18 protein-coding genes and 1 pseudogene are annotated in these 21935 nt (G+C 45.1%); 11 read left to right on the plus strand and 8 right to left on the minus strand.

Annotation, left to right across the window (positions count from 1 at the left end; translation table 11 throughout):
* The first annotated feature begins 4 nt into the window (after nucleotides 1-4).
* From dnaX to recR, 3 genes are all read left to right on the plus strand, one after another.
* On the plus strand, nucleotides 5-2194 hold the full coding sequence (gene dnaX / locus KJB05_RS05340; RefSeq protein WP_208444957.1) for a DNA polymerase III subunit gamma/tau: 2190 nt from the start codon (nucleotides 5-7) through the stop codon (nucleotides 2192-2194).
* 82 nt (nucleotides 2195-2276) lie between these two features.
* A complete protein-coding gene (locus KJB05_RS05345; protein ID WP_005432961.1) occupies nucleotides 2277-2606 on the plus strand; it encodes a YbaB/EbfC family nucleoid-associated protein in 330 nt (109 codons plus the stop codon).
* 30 nt (nucleotides 2607-2636) lie between these two features.
* Nucleotides 2637-3236, plus strand: coding sequence for a recombination mediator RecR (recR, locus tag KJB05_RS05350; protein WP_005432989.1), 600 nt, complete (start codon nucleotides 2637-2639; stop codon nucleotides 3234-3236).
* Nucleotides 3237-3289: 53 nt separating this feature from the next.
* Here the strand turns inward: recR and aqpZ are convergent, their stop codons facing one another.
* Together aqpZ and KJB05_RS05360 are read right to left on the minus strand one after the other, a co-directional pair.
* Nucleotides 3290-3988, minus strand: coding sequence for an aquaporin Z (gene aqpZ, locus KJB05_RS05355; RefSeq protein WP_009707332.1), 699 nt, complete (start codon nucleotides 3986-3988; stop codon nucleotides 3290-3292).
* Nucleotides 3989-4203: 215 nt separating this feature from the next.
* Nucleotides 4204-5463: an amino acid permease gene (locus tag KJB05_RS05360; protein ID WP_033006068.1), complete on the minus strand. Its 1260-nt coding sequence runs from the start codon at nucleotides 5461-5463 to the stop codon at nucleotides 4204-4206.
* Between the two features lie 314 nt (nucleotides 5464-5777).
* On the opposite strand from KJB05_RS05360, the gene KJB05_RS05365 reads away from it, so the two are divergent.
* The 3 genes from KJB05_RS05365 to KJB05_RS05375 are packed head-to-tail and all read left to right on the plus strand — an operon-like array spanning nucleotide 5778 to nucleotide 8135.
* Nucleotides 5778-6158, plus strand: coding sequence for a RidA family protein (locus KJB05_RS05365; RefSeq protein ID WP_005432926.1), 381 nt, complete (start codon nucleotides 5778-5780; stop codon nucleotides 6156-6158).
* A 14-nt stretch (nucleotides 6159-6172) separates the two neighbouring features.
* A complete protein-coding gene (locus KJB05_RS05370; protein ID WP_208444956.1) occupies nucleotides 6173-7450 on the plus strand; it encodes an L-serine ammonia-lyase, iron-sulfur-dependent, subunit alpha in 1278 nt (425 codons plus the stop codon).
* 28 nt (nucleotides 7451-7478) lie between these two features.
* Complete coding sequence (locus tag KJB05_RS05375; protein WP_009707329.1) at nucleotides 7479-8135, plus strand: PAS domain-containing protein; 657 nt, start codon at nucleotides 7479-7481, stop codon at nucleotides 8133-8135.
* Here the strand turns inward: KJB05_RS05375 and KJB05_RS05380 are convergent.
* Both KJB05_RS05380 and KJB05_RS05385 read right to left on the minus strand, forming a co-directional pair.
* A complete protein-coding gene (locus KJB05_RS05380) occupies nucleotides 8132-8380 on the minus strand; it encodes a YkgJ family cysteine cluster protein (protein ID WP_027726651.1) in 249 nt (82 codons plus the stop codon). The two genes, KJB05_RS05375 and KJB05_RS05380, sit on opposite strands and share 4 nt — an antisense overlap.
* Nucleotides 8381-8476: 96 nt before the next feature.
* On the minus strand, nucleotides 8477-8734 hold the full coding sequence (locus tag KJB05_RS05385) for a hypothetical protein (protein WP_208444955.1): 258 nt from the start codon (nucleotides 8732-8734) through the stop codon (nucleotides 8477-8479).
* Nucleotides 8735-8952: 218 nt separating this feature from the next.
* Between KJB05_RS05385 and KJB05_RS05390 the strand changes: the two genes are divergently transcribed.
* The 5 genes and pseudogenes from KJB05_RS05390 to KJB05_RS05410 all read left to right on the plus strand — a co-directional run.
* On the plus strand, nucleotides 8953-9405 hold the full coding sequence (locus tag KJB05_RS05390; protein WP_020195710.1) for a YcgN family cysteine cluster protein: 453 nt from the start codon (nucleotides 8953-8955) through the stop codon (nucleotides 9403-9405).
* A gap of 56 nt (nucleotides 9406-9461) precedes the next feature.
* A complete protein-coding gene (locus tag KJB05_RS05395) occupies nucleotides 9462-11057 on the plus strand; it encodes a site-specific integrase (protein ID WP_208444954.1) in 1596 nt (531 codons plus the stop codon).
* Entirely contained in the window at nucleotides 11054-12916 is a 1863-nt protein-coding gene (locus KJB05_RS05400; RefSeq protein WP_208444953.1) for a hypothetical protein, read from the plus strand. Before KJB05_RS05395 ends, KJB05_RS05400 begins: the two co-directional genes overlap by 4 nt.
* Nucleotides 12917-12919: 3 nt before the next feature.
* A complete protein-coding gene (locus KJB05_RS05405; RefSeq protein WP_208444952.1) occupies nucleotides 12920-14926 on the plus strand; it encodes a hypothetical protein in 2007 nt (668 codons plus the stop codon).
* A 19-nt stretch (nucleotides 14927-14945) separates the two neighbouring features.
* Nucleotides 14946-15299 (plus strand): annotated as a pseudogene (locus tag KJB05_RS05410) (hypothetical protein); the annotation flags it as partial.
* Between the two features lie 235 nt (nucleotides 15300-15534).
* On the opposite strand, the gene KJB05_RS05415 reads toward KJB05_RS05410, so the two are convergent.
* Genes KJB05_RS05415 through KJB05_RS05425 form a run of 4 tightly spaced genes read right to left on the minus strand, consistent with a single transcriptional unit; the run spans nucleotide 15535 to nucleotide 21934 of the window.
* The gene (locus KJB05_RS05415; RefSeq protein ID WP_208444951.1) at nucleotides 15535-16545 is read right to left on the minus strand and encodes a hypothetical protein; all 1011 of its coding nucleotides are present in this window, start codon (nucleotides 16543-16545) and stop codon (nucleotides 15535-15537) included.
* A 38-nt stretch (nucleotides 16546-16583) separates the two neighbouring features.
* On the minus strand, nucleotides 16584-17585 hold the full coding sequence (locus tag KJB05_RS05420; protein WP_208444950.1) for a hypothetical protein: 1002 nt from the start codon (nucleotides 17583-17585) through the stop codon (nucleotides 16584-16586).
* Complete coding sequence (locus KJB05_RS28510) at nucleotides 17586-18116, minus strand: hypothetical protein (RefSeq protein WP_244868314.1); 531 nt, start codon at nucleotides 18114-18116, stop codon at nucleotides 17586-17588.
* Entirely contained in the window at nucleotides 18113-21934 is a 3822-nt protein-coding gene (locus KJB05_RS05425) for a PAAR-like domain-containing protein (RefSeq protein WP_244868315.1), read from the minus strand. Before KJB05_RS05425 ends, KJB05_RS28510 begins: the two co-directional genes overlap by 4 nt.
* Between the last annotated feature and the right edge of the window lies 1 nt (nucleotide 21935).

A 21935-nucleotide genomic window follows, 5' to 3' on the forward strand; every position in this document is an offset into this window, starting at 1 on the left:
TTCAATGAGTTATTTAGCTTTAGCGCGAAAATGGCGTCCTAATAAGTTTGATCAAGTAGTCGGGCAGAGCCATGTCTTAACTGCTTTGGAGAACGCGTTAGCGCAAAATCGCTTACACCATGCGTACCTATTTAGCGGCACGCGAGGCGTTGGTAAAACGTCGATTGGCCGACTGTTTGCTAAGGGCCTGAACTGTGAAACTGGTATTACTGCTAACCCTTGTGGTGAGTGTGATACTTGTCGTGAGATTGATGAAGGTCGCTTTGTTGACCTACTGGAGATCGACGCAGCTTCTCGTACTAAAGTTGAAGACACTCGTGAACTGTTAGACAACGTTCAATACAAGCCCGCTCGCGGACGTTTTAAAGTGTACCTCATCGATGAGGTACACATGCTTTCGCGTCACTCTTTCAATGCGCTGTTAAAAACGCTGGAAGAGCCGCCTGAGTATGTGAAGTTCTTGTTGGCTACGACGGATCCACAAAAACTGCCGGTGACGATTCTGTCACGCTGTTTGCAGTTCCATCTTAAGCCAATCAGTGTTGATGATATTCATCAGCAACTTGACCATATTCTGGAAAAAGAACAAGTCTCTGCAGAAGCAAGAGCACTTGGCATGATCTCGCACGCTGCAGATGGCAGTATGCGTGATGCACTGAGCTTAACTGACCAAGCTATCGCTCTAGGCAACGGTACGATTCAAACCGATATCGTGAGTCACATGCTTGGAACGATTGATACAGACCAAGCGATTCACTTGCTGGAATCGATCAGCAGTAAGCAGCCGCAACAGGCGATGGACAAAATCCAGCAACTTGCATCAAACGGTGTCGAGTGGGATGGATTGCTACAACAATTGGCGTCGCAGCTTCACCGTGTCGCGATGTACCAAGCTCTGCCATCGACCTTGGATCAGGCGCAACCTGATGCCGAAAAAATCGAATTATTGAGTAAAGCTCTCACACCACAAGATGTTCAGCTTTACTACCAAATTGCTTTAAAAGGTCGTGAAGATCTGACGTTGTCACCAAATGGTCGCGTTGGCATGGAAATGATCGTATTGCGCATGATGGCATTCCGTCCGTCAGCAAATAATAGCGCGAACGTGATTTCTACTTCATCACAGCCTCAAGTCGCACCGACATCAAGCGTGAGCCCATCATCGCAAGCGGCTCCGCAGTCATCGCCACAACGACCATCGCAGCAACAAGCTCCAGTGGCTCAGGCGCCTGCACAGCACATGCAAAGCCGACCAACGCCGTCAGCGCGACATCAAGCGCCTGCTCAGTCGATGAGTCAGCCGGCGATACAATCTCCGGCTTCGATGAATGAAGCGCCGCAGTACCAACCTGAGTATCAGGGTGGCTACGATATGGCACCACAATACGATATGGCTCCGCCGATGAGTGAGAACCCTGCGCCAACGCAGCAAGCTCCTCAACAAGCTCAGCCACAAGAAAGTGCTCCGGCACCTGCTCGTGGTAATTTGAGCGGCCTACGTCACCAATTACGTTCACAGCGTCAGGGGCAGCAACAAGCATCAACGCAAAGTGGTGGCCCAAAAAAGTCTAACGCGACATCTGCACAGAAAGAATCGGTTATTGACCGTCTAGCGCAATTGCATGGCAATTCCGCGCAGGTGTCGCCTAAGTCTGCTCCTCAAGCTGAAAAACAAGCTCCAGAGGATGAAGCGTATCGTTGGCGACCAACCAAACCGGTTGAAAAGAAAGCCAATACGCAATTGACACCTACGCAGCTCAAGCAAGCGCTAGAGCACGAAAAGACGCCAGAAATGGCGCAAAAATTGGTTGATGAATCTCTAGATAAAAGCGAGTGGGCAAACCTGATTAGCAAGATGGATACGCCTAAGTTGGTTGAACAACTTGCATTAAACTCGCATTTCAACAAAGAAGGCTCGACAGTTTCGCTACAATTAAGAGGCAGTCAGGCACACTTGAACACCGACAAAGCGCAAAGTGAGCTGCACAGTGCACTGAACCATGTGTTGGGTGAAGAGTGTCATTTGAGTATTGATGTTAGCGAAAGTGGTGAGACGCCGCTAGAGTTGAGAGATAGACTCTACCAAGAGAAATTACAGCAAGCGCTGAACAGTTTAGAAAACGATCCGCACGTACAATTCATCGAGCGCCGTTTCGCAGCAGAGCTTGATAAAGATAGTGTACGTCCTATCTAAAAAATGAACGGAATGGGGTTGAAAACACAAAGTTGCAGCCCCATTAACAGATGCAACACCTAATTAAACCAGAGAGATAAACATGTTTGGTAAAGGCGGTATGGGCAACCTAATGAAGCAAGCCCAGCAAATGCAAGATCGCATGCAAAAGCTTCAAGAAGAAATCGCGAATATGGAAGTAACTGGCGAGTCTGGTGCTGGTCTAGTTAAAGTTACAATCACTGGTAGTCACAGTGTGCGTCGTGTAGAAATCGATGAAAGTCTGATGGAAGACGACAAAGAAATGCTAGAAGATCTTATCGCTGCAGCATTCAACGATGCAGCACGTCGTGTTGAAGAAACTCAAAAAGAGAAAATGGCTTCAGTAACTGGCGGTATGCAACTACCACCAGGCATGAAAATGCCATTCTAATCTGCTGAATTCTAACTAAGCGGATTTTCAATGCGTACCAGTCATATGCTGGAACAATTGATGGAGGCCTTACGTTGTCTACCTGGGGTTGGCCCCAAGTCGGCGCAGCGTATGGCCTTTCATTTGTTACAGCGTGATAGAAAAGGCGGTCTGCAACTGGCAGATGCGCTGAGCCAAGCAATGACAGAAATTGGCCATTGCACCGAGTGTCGTACTTTCACTGAAGAAGAAGTTTGTCATATTTGTACTAACCCAAAACGCCAAGAAAATGGTCAGATTTGTGTGGTAGAAAGTCCGGCAGACATCGCAGCAGTTGAAGCAACGGGTCAATACTCGGGTCGATACTTTGTACTGATGGGACATTTATCACCGCTGGACGGAATTGGTCCAAGTGATATTGGTCTAGATGTATTGGATTACCGTCTGCGCCGCGGAGATATCTCTGAGGTGATTCTTGCTACCAACCCAACGGTAGAAGGTGAAGCGACGGCTCATTACATCGCAGAACTTTGTAAAGAACACCAAGTGGAAGCAAGTCGCATTGCACACGGTGTACCAGTGGGTGGCGAGCTTGAGCTCGTGGACGGGACAACCTTGTCACACTCCCTTCTGGGTCGACACAAGATTTAATAAAAAAGCCGCTGAATTCAGCGGCTTTTTTGATCTTTGGGTTCGAGAATCGATTAATCGTTTGATTCTGTACCTAGAAGGTTCTTGTAGATAAGTGCACCTAGGATACCACCAACGATTGGTGCTACCCAGAATAGCCAAAGCTGAGAAACCGCCCAGTCGCCAACAAATACCGCAACACCAGTACTACGCGCTGGGTTAACCGATGTGTTTGTCACAGGAATGCTGATTAGGTGAATCAGTGTCAAACATAGGCCGATAGCGATAGGTGCGAAGCCTTGCGGTGCACGTTTGTCTGTTGCACCCATGATCACGATTAGGAACATCATCGTCATCACAACTTCAGTCACTAAAGCTGCAACCATTGAATATTGGCCTGGAGAATGCGCGCCGTAACCGTTCGCAGCAAAGCCAGAACCAACCACGTCAAAGCCCGCTTGACCGGTTGCGATTACGTAAAGTACGCCACCCGCAATAACACCACCAATCACTTGCGCGATGATGTAAGGCACTACGTCTTTAGTCTCAAAACGACCACCGGCCCATAGACCGATAGTTACTGCTGGGTTTAGGTGACAACCTGAGATATGGCCAATAGCAAATGCCATTGTAAGTACGGTAAGACCGAACGCCAAAGAAACACCCAACAGGCCAATGCCGACATCAGGGAAGCCAGCCGCTAACACTGCACTACCACAACCACCAAGCACTAACCAAAAAGTACCAAAAACCTCTGCCATGTATTTATTCATATTGTTTCCTATTGCGGATTTAGATTACCCGCTGAACATAGTCGAGAATTGTCAGAAAAGTGTGAGTTGAAGCACGGAAATTAACCAAAATGCCAGATATGAGCGTTTCTGTCTCATACATGAAACGAAATGAGTAAGGAGAGGGTAGGTGGATGAGTTGAAAGGAAAACCTCGGCTATCGTTATAGAGTTTGATAACCGAGGCGAGAGGAAGCGTTAGCTAAAAGCAATAAATGGTGAGATACACAACAAGATGCCCGTCGCGATGATTAGGTATAGTGAAGCGCCTTTGTATTTATGTAGAGAAGGCACTTGATACACCAAGTAAGCAGGAATCAAACAGCCAATCAAACCAAAGATAGGACTACAAACCGAAGTGAAGCTCAGAACCGGTAGGTTGAGTACGATAGCGCCCCACGCCATCAAAATCGCGAATAGAATGATGCCTTTCGTCACGAGATCTTTGTTGATTTGCTCTTCAGGCATCACTTTTTTCAATGCCAACATCGCAAGGCCTTGGCAAGAGTCGCGGAAACCTAAGTACACACCGAAGAATGCCGTCATCACCGAGAAGATGTTTAGCATCAAGCTAAGAAGCTTCAAAGTAGTGCCGTCCATGCCTTGAGCAACCATCGCAAGCGCAGAGATGTTCTCGTTTGCGGCACGGACTGCTTGTTCATGAGACATCGCCAACGTGAAAGAAATCGCGTAGAAAAACACAGTCACAAACAAAATGCCAAAAGCGATATTCATGGCGCGCATCGCTTTAAAACGGGCAACTTCAATAGACTTCTCTTTTGAACGGTAAGAGATCACCATCGGACTCAAGCTTTGAATAAACAAGATAGAAGTAAGGGTGAATGGCAGCAGTTCAATCGCATCTTTTAGGCCAGCACCAGCCGTTGGTACGGTACCGACATTAGCTAAATCCCATTTTTCTACCATCATGAAACCCAACAGGGCAACGGTACAGAGCTTAATTAGCACTAAGCCCGTACTGACTTTAAATAAGATCTTTTCCCCACGAGATGCGATTGCTACTAAAGCGCAAACCAATGCTAGACCATACAACGGGTTTTCCGACAACAGCCCCTCAGTGATACCAAAGCTGTGTAGGAAAGAGGCTGAGTCATTATTGATTGCCGTCGAGTATACGAATACCCAAATCACCAACATGATGAAGTAGAGCACGCCTAACAAGGCGCCCCATTTATTGCCAAGGTAGCCGGAGATAACGCCCGCATAGTCTTGACACTTCGGAGAAGTGGAAAGCGTGTTAATAAATAGGCGTTGGAACAAGTACATCGCTGGATAACCAATCACCGCAGAGGCAAGAAATACCCATATACCAAGTACGCCCACTTTTACTGGAAGAAAAACAATACCAGCACCGATTGCCATGCCGATACTCATGATTACCCAGCCCCAGTCAGTGCTATCAAACTTAGTCGCCGCTTTCCATTCTGTGGCTGTCATACCGGCTTTAACGTGAGGTGGTTCTTTAGTTATTGGAAGAGTTTGTGTAGGTACAGTAACGCTCATTGTCGTTTTCTCTTTGTTAGTATGAATTTTTCTCAAATCTATTTGAGAAAAAGATTAACAACAATTTTTTTGTGGAAAATTCAGATAAATTTGAGATCTCGGCAAAATTACTCAATAAAATCTGAATTTAGATCGATTTGTGTGATCTGTAGTGGTTGTTTTGCTCACATATAGTTGAAAGAATAGCTTTGAAACGAAAGCGAAAGCTGAGTTTTACGACTAAAACTAAAAACTATGTGAGGATTAACATGAAAGAATTGATCGCTTCAGAGCACGCTCCTGCTGCAATTGGCCCGTATTCACACGGTACCACTTACGGGGATTTGATTTTTACTTCTGGCCAGCTCCCAGTTGATAGCGCGACAGGTAAAGTAGTAGAGGGAGGGATTACTGCTCAAAGTCATCAATCTCTAACAAACTTAAAACATGTGCTTGAAGCTGGTAATGGTAGCTTAGATACGGTTCTAAAAACGACGTGTTATTTGGCAAACATCAGCGACTTTGCTGAATTCAACAAAGTGTATGCAGAGTTTTTCCAAAAAGATTGCCCAGCACGAAGCTGCTTTGCGGTGAAAGATCTTCCGCTAGGTGTTTTGATTGAAGTTGAAGCGATTGCTAGTAAAAAGTAATACGGAGAAGAAGCATGAATCAGCAATGGAACCAATATATCCAAATCATTAAGCAAGTTGTAAAACCTGCCCTCGGATGTACAGAACCCATTGCTGCTGCATATGCGGCAGCAGTTGCAAAGCGTGAGCTTGGATGCCAAACCCCGGACATGATTGAAGTACGTGTCTCAGATAACTTATTTAAAAACTCGATGGGGGTTTACGTTCCCGGCACTGGGAAAATTGGCCTTAAGATCGCGGCGTCAGTTGGCGCATTAGCGGGAGACCCAAACGCAGAACTGGAAGTACTCGCTAAAATTAATCAAGACGATGTGACTGCTGCCCAGCAACTTATTGATGAAGAGCGAGTCAGTGTTGCTCGCATTGATACACAAGAATTTATCTTTTGCAGTGTCACCATGAGCGCTGGAGAAGACACCGTCTCGGTGACCATCAGTGGTGGACACACTAATATTATCCAGATCACTCGCAATGGAGTGGTGACGTTCGATGCCCCTTTGCAGCAGCGAGTCGCGACAGGATCAGTATGTGAAGGGGTTAATATCTCTATCAAGCAGATTTACGACTTTGCCCTTCAAGCGCCATTTGATGACATCAAATTCATTCTGCAAGCGGCGGAACTCAACTCTTCCTTAGCGCAAGAGGGTATCGACCGAGGTTACGGCTTAGAAATCGGCCGCACGTTAAAAGGCAATATCGAACAGGGTTTGCTTGGCAATGATCTGATGAGCAGAATCCAAATGATGACGTCTGCTGCATCAGATGCGCGCATGGGCGGTGCAACCTTACCAGCTATGAGTAACTTTGGCAGTGGTAACCAAGGCATTGCGGCTACCGTGCCTGTAGTTATCGCAGCGGAAGCTTTCCAAAGTGATGAAGAGCACTTAGCACGAGCTCTGATCATGAGTCACCTAGGCGCGATATACATCAAGTCTTACTATCCACCTCTGTCAGCTTTCTGCGGTAACACGGTAACCAGTGCGGCTGCATCCATGGCGTTGGTGTACCTAGCGGGTGGCACGTTTGAGCAATCATGCTATGCGATTCAAAACGTTATCAGTGATAGTTCGGGCATGGTGTGCGATGGCGCAAAATCCTCATGTGCGATGAAAGTCTGCACTTCTTCAACTACGGCGGTGCGCTCATATTTGATGGCGATGGGTAACCACAGTGTGAAGAATCAAGGTATAGTAGGCGATGAAGTCGAACAAACTATAAGAAACGTAGGCTCTATGGTTAGACTTGGTATGCCGTATACTGACAAATCTATTATCGATATCATGTCGGCCTAGCCTCAAAGTTTTTGCTAAGGGAAGTAAATTGCAGCTTAAGAAACTCACCAAAAGTGATTTAGATATTTTGAATTCGATGAAGAATGTCGTCGATGGCATTGCTCGTATGTACGGTGAACATACTGAAGTCGTTCTTCACAGTCTTGATGCAGAAGCACCAGAAATCATCAAAATTGCCAATGGCCATGTTACAGAACGTGGAGAAGGTGCTCCAATTACCAACTTAGCAAGAATGAAGCTACTTGAGGGCAAGGACGTGTCAGACTCGTATCTGACTAAAACCGCGAGCGGAAAGACCTTGCACTCGATTACCACCATCGTTCGTAACCCAAAAAACAAGCCTATCGGTCTACTTTGTATTAACGTGGATATGGATGTGCCGATGCAGGACTTCTTGCGTTCAATCTTACCGCAGCAGCAGAACCCTTGTTGCACGGGAGCGAGCTCGCCAGAAACGTTTGCACGCAACATCGACGAAACCATCATTAGTACGATCGAAACCGTTCAGTCAGAAGTATGGACGAATGAGGCAATCACACCTTCCAAACGCAACCGAGAGTTGGTGACACGCTTACAAGGTTTGGGGATTTTTAAATACAAAGATGCGGTATTGATGGTGGCAAACCACCTAGGTATCTCGCGTGATACGATCTACCTTTACCTAAGGGAATTGGGTAACGATTAAGTGAGCTGTTCTAGCTCGGTAATGTTGTTCAAAGCTTCCTGATTAGTTTTGCCACACACGATCGGACACGGTTTGAAGTCGTGGCAAACTTTTGGGCGTTCTGGTTTTCCGAACAGCTTGCACAGGTTATCGTCATTCAGTTGAATGCAACGTTCACCTGCTGGTTTGCCGTTTGGCATGCCCGGAATAGGGGAAGAGATACTCGGTGCAATACAGCACGCCCCACAACCTAATCGACAATCCATCTAAAAGCCCTCGTAAAAATGAAGGGGGCATTATGGACATTTCTCGCCAGATTGGAAGAGGCGTGCGTGAATTCACATCAACAAACTTAGCCCTTTTTACTCATCATTAAGTAAAGCTGCGACTTCAAAATTCTGATCGCGTTTAGCTTGTTGGATATAACGGTTGCACTCTTGCATGCTTAAACCCCACGTTCCAGCCTCGGTACGAGCGGTCATTTCTTTTAGAAACGTTGCTTGACCTTCTTGAACATTAGAGGCGATATCCTTGCCGTATTGCTGACAAAGTTCTGTATCGGTACTCGCCGCAGCTCCGAACGAAACAAGAGAGATAATGGTGATCATTGCGAGTTTCATAATATTGATTCCTTTATTCACACTATGAGCTAAAACCATAGGATAGGAATCACTATTAGTAAAAATATCAGTGTTGAGTGACCTTGCTGATGAAGCAGGACAAACGTTGATAATAGTTCGTATTACGGGGTGGAATTCGGCAAAACTTGAACTTTTGTTGTCAGAGGGGTATAAAACGCACCCAATTCATTCCCATTCGAGAAATAAGTAGTAAGCGTATGAGCACTCCATTTTGGCAAAGTAAATCGTTAGAGAACATGACAGAAGAAGAATGGGAATCTCTCTGTGATGGGTGTGGCAAATGTTGTCTGCACAAGCTAATGGATGAAGATACGGATGAAATCTACTACACCAACGTAGCGTGTAGTTGGCTGAACAGCAAAACTTGTTCGTGTAAAGACTACCCGAACCGTTTCACTTCAGGCGAAGAGTGCACCAAGCTAACGCGTGAAGATATTGATGATTTTACTTGGCTGCCACACACTTGTGCATACCGCTTGCTGGCAGAAAACCAACCACTGCCAGAGTGGCACCCATTAATCACTGGCTCTAAGTCTGCCATGCACGCAGCAGGGGAAAGTGTACGAAACAAAGTGGTGTATGAAATCGATGTGGTGGACTGGGAAGATCACATTCAAAACTTACCTGATAGACTAAAACCTCACAATTAACTTTAAAAGTTGAGAATGCTGCATGTACTGGTCGTATGTACAGCTTGAGGTTTGGTATGTCAGATAACGATGAAATTCAGAAAAGTGTCATACGAAAAGCGGTAGAAATTTCACCTATCCCTAACTTCGTTTACGAGAAACCATTGGTATCCATTGATGAGAATGGCGAACCCCAGGTTATCTACCGTGCCAATGGCAATAAGATCCCCATCAAGAAACTTCCCTTACTCTATGTCGGTGGGTATGACGACAAAGACAACCTAATTAGCTACCAGCCATTAGACATGGTCAATGAATTCTTATTGTCGAAAGCAATCGATGATGGTGTGCTTGAGCTTGGTACTGATGCACAGGGGCTTGCCCATTACTTCAGCTTCGTATTGGACAAACAAGCTGAGTGGGATGCTGAATACGATCAGGAGGACTTTGACCCTCTCTATGATGACCCCCGCCCAGAATGGAGTGCTTTTCCTCGCAACAAACAAGAGCGGTTAACCTATCAATATCGAGATGGAATAAAGCAGCTCGCTATTGATGGTGTATTGGCTAAAACAACAGCTAGGCAATATATGAGTAGTGTTGTTGGCTTCTATAAACACTGTCTGCGTCAAGGCATACGCTTTAATAATCCTCCTTTCCAGTTCGAGACAGTGAACATCCATTACGAGGCGTCTGCATCTAGTATGAAAGCTTACCAACGTAAGCAGGTGCACACGACGGATATGCGGATTAAGTTTGCTAAGTCGTCTCGCAGTGGCGGCACAAATCTCAGCAATCTACGCCGTGACCTGAAACCATTCACCAATAATGAATGGAAAATCCTACAAACCATATTAATGAAATCCCGCAGAGTGGTTCGTCATGGTGACAATAATAAACTGCACTCACTGCCGATTGAGTTTTGCCTGCACCCAATGATTTGCCGCAATACTGGATTGCGGCGTGAGGAGGCTGCGAGCCTTCATTTGGGGCAGATTGTTAACCCTGAAACCATGATTCAGGGTGGCAAAGTGGTGTTTAAAAAGCCTGTGATGGATTTGGGTGTCGGCGATAAGTACCAATCACTCACAAAGACTGCTGAGGGCTTTGCAGAGAAAAATAAAAGCCGCATTACTATTATCCCCGCCACATTGATGAAGATGCTTTACGATTACTCGCAGTCTGACAGGTATCAAAAGCGCTTTGAGAAGTTCAAAGCATGGTGCAAGGAGCAGGCTGAATCAGGTAATACGCATTACTTTGAGGGTGATGATGCAATCAACCCTGAGCTGGAATACCTGTTTATTACCCAGTCCGGGAAACCCATGTTTACCCGACTACAAGACTTCACTGGACGTTGGGTGGAAATACGTAACACCGCAAACCTAACCCAAGGCCTTGACCAGCCTATTGTCGGTTCCCTACACAATTTACGCTCAACATTTGCCGTAAATATTTTCCGTCACCTCCTAAATAAAAAAAATGAGTATGGCAACCCATCAATCACACCTGATGAAGCATTGGACAGGGTATCAGCGCTGCTAGGCCATGAAGATAGAGCAACGACCATGGAATACCTGAAAATAGCACAGGATATGCCCTCTGCCGATGAAATCTATGAAGACGTACTGGACTATATTGGTGCTTTTGATGATTTGGAGGTGGCATTATGAATCAAGGACGTAAGCGTACCAAAATTACAACAAAGAAGACCAACGCACCTGTCATCCCACTTCGTTTTGAAGATATGGTTTTAGATTGTGGCAATGGAATAAAAGCCTACACTCACCGCCTACGCTACCGCAATGTCCCGACAGTAAAACAAATAAAGTCAGGGAAGGGCGTGTTGGCGAATCGGGATGATATCGTCAGGGACATTCACCAAAGGCTAGCCTCCTTACCTGAAAAACTATCAAAGAAGAGTTATTTTACTGGGCTTGTAAGCTACTTCCAATATCTTGATGGCATTGGTTACAACGGTGACCTTTTCAGTAATGCAGTCATGATTGATTGCTTAGAGCACTTCAATAAATTACGCGAAAAAGGTGGGCAGGTATCAAAGGCTTCGAATATTAAAGCCAGCTTATCTTTCCTATTAAGGCTATGGAATAGAGAGTCTGACCTTAAGACGCTGCCTGAGGTTGCAAGACACCCTCCGGCTGCGAACAAAGCGTTCCATGTGGAAACAGAGCTGAAACCATTATCAAAGGTGTTGGTTAAAGGCGCACAGGCCTTTCAGGAAGCGATTGAGAAAAATGAGTTGCTAGATATTCATCCGTTCTTTGATGAAGATCTGTTTGATGAACAAGCAAAGCGCCTTGGATGGACATTAAGGCAAAGTGTAGACAAGAAAATAGGCTTCAAAACGTGCATGAAACCTCGACCTAGGACAATAAAGATCAGCCCGCTTCCATTTGAACGCCTACATCGACAGGTTTTCTATAATCAGGCATCACGCAATTGGTTTTTCGTATTCTCAATGCTGACAGGTATGAATATATCAGTGCTTGCTAATGTGCGTCACAAGGACGTTTCATTTAAAAATATTGGCAGTGGGCGTTTTGTTTTTGACGGTGAAAAGTTTAGGGCAGGCTATAAAAGTTTGGATAATAGCGCTGGCTTTAGCCAGCGAACTAAAGAGTTGATTACCCGATGGCTAAAAACCTCTAAAGCGATGTACCAGTCACTGGGTATTCCGCTGTCAAACGAGCTGCCGCTTTGCCCTTTTTTTACGGGCAGCGGTGAGGTTTGGACATTCAATACCCACGGTTCAAATATTGTCTACATCAATAATCAACTTGAGAAGATAACAGGATTAAGGGTTAATACAAGCCGATTCAGGGCGACAAAATCCGATGTACTGATGCGGGTGACTGAAGATATCTTCCTTGTGTCACAGGGGCTGAATAATACCGTGAATGTTGTCGCAAAACGCTACTCTAGCGGCGTTCAGGCAGACCATGATAATAACCTCAATGCTACGTTTGGCGCGTTAAGTGCTATCGCCAAGGGTGAGGCGGTTGGAAAAGCCATTGATGACTCCAAGGTAATGCACAGCGATATTTTGTCTGATTATGATGCTAAAAAATTACGTACCCGTGAAAGCCAAGAGCAGCCATTAATGACCACACCCAGTGGTATAAAATGCGCAGGACCAACACCAGAGAGACTTGTTGTAGAAGCAAGGCGCATGAAGCAGTTGGGGATTGATTTTTCGCAAGATACCGGACGTTGCACGGATTTTCTTGCTTGTTTTGATTGTGACAGCCATAAATTGGTGGCGTCAGAAAATGATATCTGGTTAATGCTGTCATTTTTAGAACAAATCGAAGACCTCAAAGAGATGGTGGCCAGCAATTCCGCACCGAAAGATGAGTATTTTGTGGTGGAGGGGATGTTGAAAAAAGTCCTTCTTAGGCTGAAACAAAAAGCACCCCAAAACTACGCTCAAGCAAAACAAAAGGTGGATGATGGCGACTACCACCCACTTTATCAAGACCGAGCCAGTGCAAGCCAATTCTTTAAGGGGTAATTTATGTCTAAACAGCTTATACAGCTTCGCCAAGAACTCGCTGAAAACCCGTATGTGACGTTTGACTCTGACGGAGAAGGGGTGTCACGCGTCTTTGATGTAGAGTGGGATTTTCACGGCCTGAACCAGAAAGATAAAACAATCTCTTTTGGGCGTATTGATGAGAAGTACCGCCACGATATTCAGTCTTACCTTTATGGGTTGATACAATGGCAAAAGGAAACATCAAACTCTAACTCCCATGCGGCTGTTAGCTCACTGATAAGGACTAGGGGTAGATTAAACACCATCGCAACACGCTGGGGAAAAAGTGATTTCAGTTTGCTTTCGAGCGAGCGAGAGTGGAAAAAGTGCACTAAAGCATCAGATGGGTTTGGCGGTGAAGTTGGGTGCCAAGGCATTGCGTCTACGATTAATGCACTGAATAAAGCGGGCTTTGTAACGCGCTATGTCCACAAACGAGAGTTTATCCAGTGGGTTAAACCTGATACTGGTCAAGGTCAGGCAATTGCGTTTCCTGAAGCGATTCATGTCAGTATATTAAAAACAGTTGTTGAGTTTGTTGAAACCTATCACCCTTATCGCCACCAAATTTCAGCGGCGATGGAAAAGCTTTACATCTATCAGGATGAGATGCTCAACGCTGAGCTTAAAGCGCTTGATGTGAGTACCCTTAACGAGAGGCAAATGAAAACACTCCGAATGAGGATGTCCCGCAAAATAAGCAAGTGGTCTGAACGAAAAGCCATTCCTAACTTCTCATTTTACAGACGTGGGAATTGGTTAGGCATATTGCTCAGAATGTGCTTTATCTGTGTGGGTTTGTTCTCCGCTGCCCGAAAGGAAGAGCTGCTCTCCATGAACAAAGAGAGCTATGACGATACATTAGCTGCTGTGCCCAAGGTCTCAGCGTTTTCGACAAAGGGAAATAAGGGCGAAAAGATTTATACAACGTGGAATACAGCTCCTGTCGCAAAGCTGGCACTGGAGCTCGCTTTTGACGCCACGCAAGCCGCGAGGAAATATAGTTTAGAACGACTGGATGACGGCTATCAAAATGGTCAGCTAACCTTAGACCAATACAACGCAAAGAAACAAGACCTTGAGAGTGCCTTTATTTCTCCCGATATCCCTTATGACAGTGACGTGCTCATAAATAAAACATCGTTAAAGTACAAGGTTGATGGTGCTGATGATGCATTGAACATGAAAGAGTTCAACATTACTGCGACCGCCGAAGACGTTGACGAGTTCGACCTGTTAAACCCAGAGCGAGCAGGGAGTTTAAAGGTTGGAGGCGGTTTACCAAGGCTTAGCCCTCATGATTTACGGCGGAGTTTTGTGGTCTTTATGGTGAAAAACCGGCTGGGCAACGCACTCACAGTAAAATACCAGCTTAAGCACCGCAATATTAATATGTCCAACTGGTATGCGAACTATTCTGAACTGGCGCGTACCAACCAACTGCTGATGGATACAAAGTTAATGAGTGAATTTGATGAAGCCATTGAAAGTTCTGCGGTCGACGCATGGGATGATATTTACAATGTATCTGATACGCTCAGCGGCGCAGAGGGTGAGCGTATAGCTAAGGAACGACCAGAGCTGTTAGCAAAGAATAGAGCAGAGCGGCTAGCACAGGGTGAAGAAATAGTTATGTCCCGAAGTGAATTGCTTGCATTGGTAAGGTCTGGTGACAAATCTATTGTGTTACTTCCTACAGGGGGGTATTGCACCAACCGTAATTGTGAGCGCCTTTGCTCTTTAATGGATATTGTTGAAGCCCCCTGTGAGCATAAGGTTGTCACTGATAGGGCGGCCAAAAGGCTGTCGAGGGAGCGAGACAACCTCATTGCTTCATTTCGGGCAATCAATGATATGGGTGATTATGCCAATGAATTGATTCTTGATGCCAGAAAAAAGAAGATTAAGTCTATTGAACCAACGTTGGTCAAGCACAGCATCCGATTTGATAGCTTCAATGATGATATTAAGGCGGTGTGGTCATGAAAGTGGAGTATAGAGCAACCTAACGTTGAACCGAATCAATAATGAAGCCCTGCTTGGCAATAGCTATGTCCATAAGTTCAAAGAGTTCGTGGCCTACGCCAAACCTGTTATCGACGAGTACAACCTAAATCGTGATAAGGCGATGACAACAGGTTTAGATATTGAGCTAGACGTTCCTTTGTCTGAGGTTGATGGGCTAAAACATCAGTTGAAGAAAGCTAATGAGCTCAAAGATAAATACAGGGTGCAACGAAACAATGCAATTGAGGCCCGAAAGCAGTTAGAGGCTGAGAACGCCAGGCTCCGATTTAGGGTGTTTGAGCTCCAACAAGAGCTGTTAGATGAAAATTCGGTTGTGATACCAATCAAGTAGCCTGCACTCACGCTCAAGTATAATGGGGCTAGGGACGTATGCGTAACACGTTTCTGCCCCTTTATTGTTTTCGAGCATGACGACACATGTGGCTATTGTCTATAAACGCCACATGTGTTCACAATATTAATTGCGATTATGTATTTACATATTGTGAATGCATATGTGATTTTCTGGGGGGGAGGTAAGTTAGTCCTACCGCACTAACTTACCTTAACGAGATTATTCTCAAACCTCAAATCGCATGACCTTTTACCCGATTCGTTTGGTAGTGGGAAACGAGATCATCTTGAGCTGCGAGGGCCGCTTCAACACGCTGTTCAAAGTTATCCGGCTTTTTATCCTTGCGTAAGAAGTATTTTGCTGGCTCCCTTGTAAATGACTCACCTGTAATCACCGCCTCTTTGCCATGCTCCATAAATGCTAATATTTGAGCTAATGGATAAGTCATATCGCCTTCTCGGTGAAAAGAAAGTTTACCGATATCAATACCCACGATCCCCATCGGTCGGTAGCCCGTTTGTTTTTTGTTCTCAAACTGCAATACGATATTTAAGCCAAGGTGATTTTCTAATATCCCCATTTTGTCAAATGACGCCGCTCCAACCCTTCCATGTCGCCACGAGTAGACAATTTGTCTGTTTCGATCAAAGTAAACTTCCGCGTCTTGAGGTTTCAGCAAGAAAAGCAACCAAGCTCCTAAAGATAAAGCACACATGAGTGCAAGGAAGCCTGTCGTCGAGAGAAAACTATCTAATTTCCCTAGTTGCTTAAGCGCTCTCATATGAGTAAATAGTGTCACATCACCGTCTTGCTCAAAATAGATGCTATAGCCTTGAATTTGTTTTTTTTCCTCTAGAATCCAGTGTTTATACTTAGTCGCTTTTTCTTTATTTCCTTCCTTCTCGGCTCTCTGAGCCCACTTATTGTAATCAGCTCTCCTTTCTTGATGAAAATCAATCATACGAGCAGCCCCAGCTTTGTGAGACTCAAAATCATATTCGTAGCTGGAGGCGTAGATAAAATACAGGGTTAATACGGTTAGCATCAGCATCCATGGCACGACAATGGTATTGCGGCGAGTATGATAGCCAGTCCTTAACGTCAACAGATTATCATTGACCGTCATAAAAGGTTCGAGTGAGTCTTCCATCGGAACAACGATCACTTCTGCTCGAAATAGCGCCCACCACTTTGAAAAAGGTTGCGCTTTTGTTGTGAATATTCCTCTAGAGCCGCGATTCATTTATTTCCTCACACACCATCAGGCCTCAAAAAATGTCTTTACATAGCTAACGGTTTAATAACATTTTTTTCGTAGAGCTCGACTAAGTTGTGACTTGCCTCAAGCACTTGCTCTAATCGCTGCTCAAAGTTCTTGGGCTTCTTATCATCAAATAGAAAAAAGCGTGCAGGCTTGCGCTGAAAAGATTCGCCAGTAATTACGGCTTCTTTTCCATTTTCCATGAAAGCCAACAATTGGGCCAGTAGGTAACTGAGGTCTTCTTCTTTGTGGAAAATAAGCTTATCTGCATCGATTCCCCATACAGCACTGGGCCAGAAGCCACCTTGCTTCTTGTTCTCGAACTGAAGATAGATACTCAACCCCATCATGTTTTGTTTAATTCCGATATCTTCAAAGCGAGCCGCTCCAACGCGTCCCCAACGCCATGTGTAAACAATGCCACGACGACGGTCAAAATAAATTTCCGCGTCTTTGGGTTTGATAACGACGACACCAAAAAAGACCAAAGTAAATGTTAAGTAAAAAACAAAGCCTAGCAACTTAGCCACTGAACTAGATAAATTCCCTTGTAGATACTGGCTCTCTAGATAGGTAAATATAGTTGGATCGCCATCCTTTTCTACGTAAACCATGTAACTTTTAATCAACTGGCCATAGTCTTCCACCCTACCTAAATAATATTTCACGTCCTCTGCATTATTTTCTTTTTTAGCTTCGAGAAGCCACTCTTCCCTTTGAGCTTTTTTATTTTGGAGGAATTCAACCATTGAAATGGCATGTTCCTTTTGTTGATCTAAATCAGGTATTGCATCAGACCAAACATAAGTAAGAAACACTGAAGCGATCAACCATGGCAATGCAACTGTATTCCTTCGATTATGAAATCCAGTGCGGATGGTCAATATATCATCATTGACAGACATGATAGGTTCCAATGGATCTTCCATTGGGACAACGGTCACTTCTGCACGAAACTGTGCCCACCACTTAGAGAACGGCTGCGCAAACTTGGTAAATATCCCCATTTTCTGACGTTTCATCTATTTTCTCCAAGGTGTCTCGTTTGGTTGTTCGTCTTTCATGCCAACGAATTTCGCGTTTGTTATTGTATTGCCACTTAATGAGCGTTGTGGCACAACCAGTCCAACTTTAGGTTCATATACCCAAAATAGAGTGACAGGTTGTTCAAATTCCACATGCACGAACAAATGCAAACCATCTTGTTTAAAGTCATCCTCTGTCATGCTGTTTATTGCGGCGGAAACGGCTTGTTCAAGTGTCTGTGTTGCAGCTTTATCTGGCTCTGATTTTTGCGAAAGTGGGTATGACTTTTGTTTCAAATCGGTATACACCGTACCGTAGAGTTGTGACTCCCCTTTGACAAATTCAGGTAAAACAAACTCATAGGTCAACATTGTTCTGGACGGCCCATTGTATGGTTTAATACTGCGGTCTGTAATGTTTAGTGTCGGCATATAGAAATAATTAAAAAACTCTTGTGATTCAATACGTAGAGCAGCATCAAAGTATGGTTTTAAATCTTTATTTTTAACATCAAGATAATACTTCACTTTTTCTTCTGGATTGATTGTGGAACCACTGCCAGCAAATTCCATCCAGAATGGATAGGTTTTACTTTTCCCCCAAAAACAACTGAACAGTAAGTTTTCAATGATGATTTAGAGTAATAAGTCGAAAGAAATGTTCCGCCGATTAGAGTTGTGAATGAAATAACGACTAAAAGGGGGATGGCTATTACTGGAAAAATGACCGCCGCTGCGAAATACGCACTGGCTGCAGCAACCATGGTTTGTCCGTAGCTTGCACCCAAATTTCCAGCATTGAAGTTTCGCCATGCAGAAAGCCCGCTGGCAATTCCTATTGCCACATTGGCGGCAAACGTAAGACTCTTAATAGCAGTAGTAGCTAACGCAGATCCTAAGCGTTGCTCGTACGCAATCAGGTTTGGTCCAATTTTAGCCGAGAGCTGAGCGCTTATTGCAGGAAGTGCTTTATTTGTGATTTTTAATGTCCCTTGTGCCAAGGTTGCGGTGTCTGTGCTGATCGCCGCCATATAACCAGTCAATTCAAGGAGCCTCCGAGCTGAGCCAGCATCATTAACGGGGTCTGCTTTTTCATAGTCACTTTGAGATAGAATACTTTGGATGCTATCGATGTTGGCATAAAATGACCAAGCAGCAAAGCCTTTGTCTAACGCTTCTCCTGCTAGATGCAATAACGTTTTGATGGGGGCTTTTTCTACCATTTCTATTATCTCAGCTGGTGCTTTTTTGGTTACTCTCACTTCATCCAGTTTGATAACTCTTGATTTTGCATGCTCCGCAATATCGTCGGCCCACTCATACAACTTATTACCGAAGTTTAATTTTCTTTTTCCGTACTTGTACGGAGCAACATCAAGCTTTCCTTTCTTGGCAAGGTTTTGAACAATTTTCTCTAGCTCTTCCACTGTAAATTCGAGAGTTTCACCAGTGCGAGCAACCCCATAAAGTATTTCGATCATATCTGGGAGTGTTTCGCTCGCAAAACGCTTCAAGCCTTGGTTTGCACTTAACCGAGTCTCTTTGAACCCATTCTCAAGCCCATAGGTTAAATGGGCGTGGACGCTTGCAAGCCAAGGGCCTATTGCTAATGTTAATTTTGTCGGTGCCTCGTCCCAAGGAAAGGCACTCTGACATTGGGTAAACAGTATTTTCGCCGTGTTGAATAAGATGCCCACGCCGATCTCATTTGGCTCAGAACTGAAACCTTGTCCCACCCAATTATCCATAAAATCGATGCCTTGTTCTGAAGCTGTGACACCTTCAAGTAAATCTGCAGTCAGATTGAGTATTTTATTCAGTTCAGCTTCGGGCTCCAGTGATGGTTCTGAGCCGTCTTCAAAGAAATATTTGATGTAAGCAAGCAAACTGCCAACTTCATCTATAGCAAGAGAACCAACCATGTATTCATTTATGAGTTCCAGTAACTGTTGACGCTTCCTCACCTGTTTTTTTTCATACTCATCAGCCTCTTTTTGGTAATCATTCAGAGCTTTTTTATCTAAGTTATTTTCAGCGGCTTCTTTGATTATTGGGACATCTGAACTTAAACAAGCGTCAGCAAATTTACCAATGGTTAATGGGTAGGCATTATTAGCGTAATACGCCTGCTCATCAGCAATATTGAATGACAAGACATAACTTAGATCCTTTTGACGACCAACTGGGTCAAACAAAGCCACCAAAGCTCCATCTTTATGCTCGCTATGGCTTTTTTGCATGGTTTCGACAATGCCTTCAGCCGCAAGGTGATAACTTTCTGTGATGGTCGCCAAATCGAGGCCATTGGGTGTCGGTTTCGCGCTGTCTTTGTCTGCCAACCACTTTTCATCGTTATTGCGGTAATCTTCCACCAAGGCGCTGAGGTTATCTTGTGTTGCCGCTTGACTAAACTCGGTTTGTTGCGCAGTCAAATCCACCTGCTGCATCGCCTTTTTGCGCAACTCTTCATCGTTGTTCATGTTATCAATGATGGCGGCAGACCATTCGTGCTCAGAGTAAACGATGGAAATCTTTTTCGCTTTTGGCGTCACAAACGCAAAAGGATAGAAGGTGGAACCCGATGAGGTATCGAGCGTTAATCCCTCTTGAGCGTTTTCTTCATTGGTGAAATAGTATTTCTCAAACTTTTCAATCACACCGGTCGGCGTTTGGGTTTGCGCATATTTGAAGATGTGAAAAGGCGCGGTTTCTTCTTCGCTCTCTTCTTTGATGTACAACCAACCCTCACGTAGAAGGCGAAGCAGATAGCCACCAGTGTCTTTCAGCCCGGTCGCGCTACTCATTTCTGCCATGCTCGGCGGGGCTTGCGCTGGCATCAATTCGTCAAAGAAATTCGCGTAGCCATAACGCACCGGATAAATCGGAATGACATTCTCAATCACGCCCGCAACTTCATTCATGAATGGCTCGACCGTGTCGATGGTTTTGGTGGTGTTAACAACGGCTTCAATCGATTCACTCTCAATCGAGTGCAAGTCGTCTGCCGCTTTGATGACCTTTACGTTGTCAGTGTTCGCCAGAAGCTCGCTGGCTTTGGTTTGCATTTTACTGAACACGCCAGAAATAAGTTCAGGCAGCTGCTTCATGTACGAGCTTAACGTCTCGATGTGTTTATCGAACACATCCTCAGACAGGTAAGCGTATTGCAGTTTACTCGCTTCATCACGTAAGAAGGTTAACCGACTTTTCAGCTTGTTAAGTAGCGCGTCGAGTTCACTATTGATGCTCTTTTCTGCTGCTTGCCAATCGTAGTCAGCCAAATAGGTTTGTGGGTTGCCTTTACCTCGCGCACGCATGTACGCCAGCATTCGGTCAGTGGTCTCATGCGGGGCTAGCCTCAGCAGTACCGACAGTAGTTCCCCTTCTTCTAATACTTGAGGCAGGGTATAAGCGAGCAGCGATTCGGTGGTATGTGGCAAGGGTTGATCAAGGTTGCCAATGAGTGCATCACAGGTCTTTGATACATCGAATGTTGTATCTGGGTGATAATGGGTAAAGTGCTGAATGACCTCGGCACTGACCATGTCTTGGAAATAGCGATCGCTACTCAACGTTTGACCAATACTGCCCCAAGCCGTGCCAACGGTCTCAATTCTGGTTGGCTGCCAAAAGCCGCGCTGACCTTTGGAAGCGATATTGAAAAAATCATCATCCGATTGGCTGTCTAGATGGCGAGGGTTATCGCGACGAATCGGAGCCACCACAAACGGGTCTTGACTCTCTTCGACCAGCAGTTTGACCTTGCCACCTTTGAGCGGGTCGGCATCACTGCGCCCTTTATCATCCAAAGTGGCTTCATATACCATCGAACCTTGCTCATCACTGAGTTTAAATGGCGCATTCACCAGTCTTTGACCATTTGGATGACGCACGCAAACGTCCATGATAAAGGTCTCTTCAAGATCTTCTTCGACCGAGAAAGATGGGTTCTGTACGCCAAAACACATGGTATTGCCATTGTTCATGGTCATTTGATCACTCTGGCGCGCCACTCCTTTTCCTTCGATAAGAACATTCGAAGAAGACGTCACAAACTGCGCTTCTCCTTCAATGGTTCCTGAACTCACGCCTTTTTTATCGCCAGCGGCATCACCTGTACTTTTTGAGAACTTACTGCCTTGCAAGGCAATACTGTTGCCACCATCGGCTGTGACACTGGTTGAGCCGTCCACCAAATCGGCGGATTTAGCGTTATTGCCGTACGGAATAGGAACGACAGGCTTTCCTACTTTGGTCAAACAGACGTCCGGCACAGACGCATTCGCTTCACCGCCTGAGCCTTTATGTACAATACTCAGCCCATTAGCGCCGATGGTTGATGCCATA

The sequence above is a fragment of the Vibrio sp. B1ASS3 genome (genome assembly GCF_905175355.1).
Taxonomy (GTDB): Bacteria; Pseudomonadota; Gammaproteobacteria; order Enterobacterales; family Vibrionaceae; genus Vibrio; species Vibrio owensii.

Bases quoted from the DNA above. Each gene is read 5' to 3' on its own strand.
- dnaX (WP_208444957.1), top strand. From the start codon at position 5: ATGAGTTATTTAGCTTTAGCGCGAAAATGGCGTCCTAATAAGTTTGAT.
- KJB05_RS05345 (WP_005432961.1), top strand. From the start codon at position 2,277: ATGTTTGGTAAAGGCGGTATGGGCAACCTAATGAAGCAAGCCCAGCAA.
- recR (WP_005432989.1), top strand. From the start codon at position 2,637: ATGCGTACCAGTCATATGCTGGAACAATTGATGGAGGCCTTACGTTGT.
- aqpZ (WP_009707332.1), bottom strand. From the start codon at position 3,988: ATGAATAAATACATGGCAGAGGTTTTTGGTACTTTTTGGTTAGTGCTT.
- KJB05_RS05360 (WP_033006068.1), bottom strand. From the start codon at position 5,463: ATGACAGCCACAGAATGGAAAGCGGCGACTAAGTTTGATAGCACTGAC.
- KJB05_RS05365 (WP_005432926.1), top strand. From the start codon at position 5,778: ATGAAAGAATTGATCGCTTCAGAGCACGCTCCTGCTGCAATTGGCCCG.
- KJB05_RS05370 (WP_208444956.1), top strand. From the start codon at position 6,173: ATGAATCAGCAATGGAACCAATATATCCAAATCATTAAGCAAGTTGTA.
- KJB05_RS05380 (WP_027726651.1), bottom strand. From the start codon at position 8,380: ATGGATTGTCGATTAGGTTGTGGGGCGTGCTGTATTGCACCGAGTATC.
- KJB05_RS05385 (WP_208444955.1), bottom strand. From the start codon at position 8,734: ATGAAACTCGCAATGATCACCATTATCTCTCTTGTTTCGTTCGGAGCT.
- KJB05_RS05390 (WP_020195710.1), top strand. From the start codon at position 8,953: ATGAGCACTCCATTTTGGCAAAGTAAATCGTTAGAGAACATGACAGAA.
- KJB05_RS05395 (WP_208444954.1), top strand. From the start codon at position 9,462: ATGTCAGATAACGATGAAATTCAGAAAAGTGTCATACGAAAAGCGGTA.
- KJB05_RS05400 (WP_208444953.1), top strand. From the start codon at position 11,054: ATGAATCAAGGACGTAAGCGTACCAAAATTACAACAAAGAAGACCAAC.
- KJB05_RS05405 (WP_208444952.1), top strand. From the start codon at position 12,920: ATGTCTAAACAGCTTATACAGCTTCGCCAAGAACTCGCTGAAAACCCG.
- KJB05_RS05415 (WP_208444951.1), bottom strand. From the start codon at position 16,545: ATGAATCGCGGCTCTAGAGGAATATTCACAACAAAAGCGCAACCTTTT.
- KJB05_RS05420 (WP_208444950.1), bottom strand. From the start codon at position 17,585: ATGAAACGTCAGAAAATGGGGATATTTACCAAGTTTGCGCAGCCGTTC.
- KJB05_RS05425 (WP_244868315.1), bottom strand. From the start codon at position 21,934: ATGGCATCAACCATCGGCGCTAATGGGCTGAGTATTGTACATAAAGGC.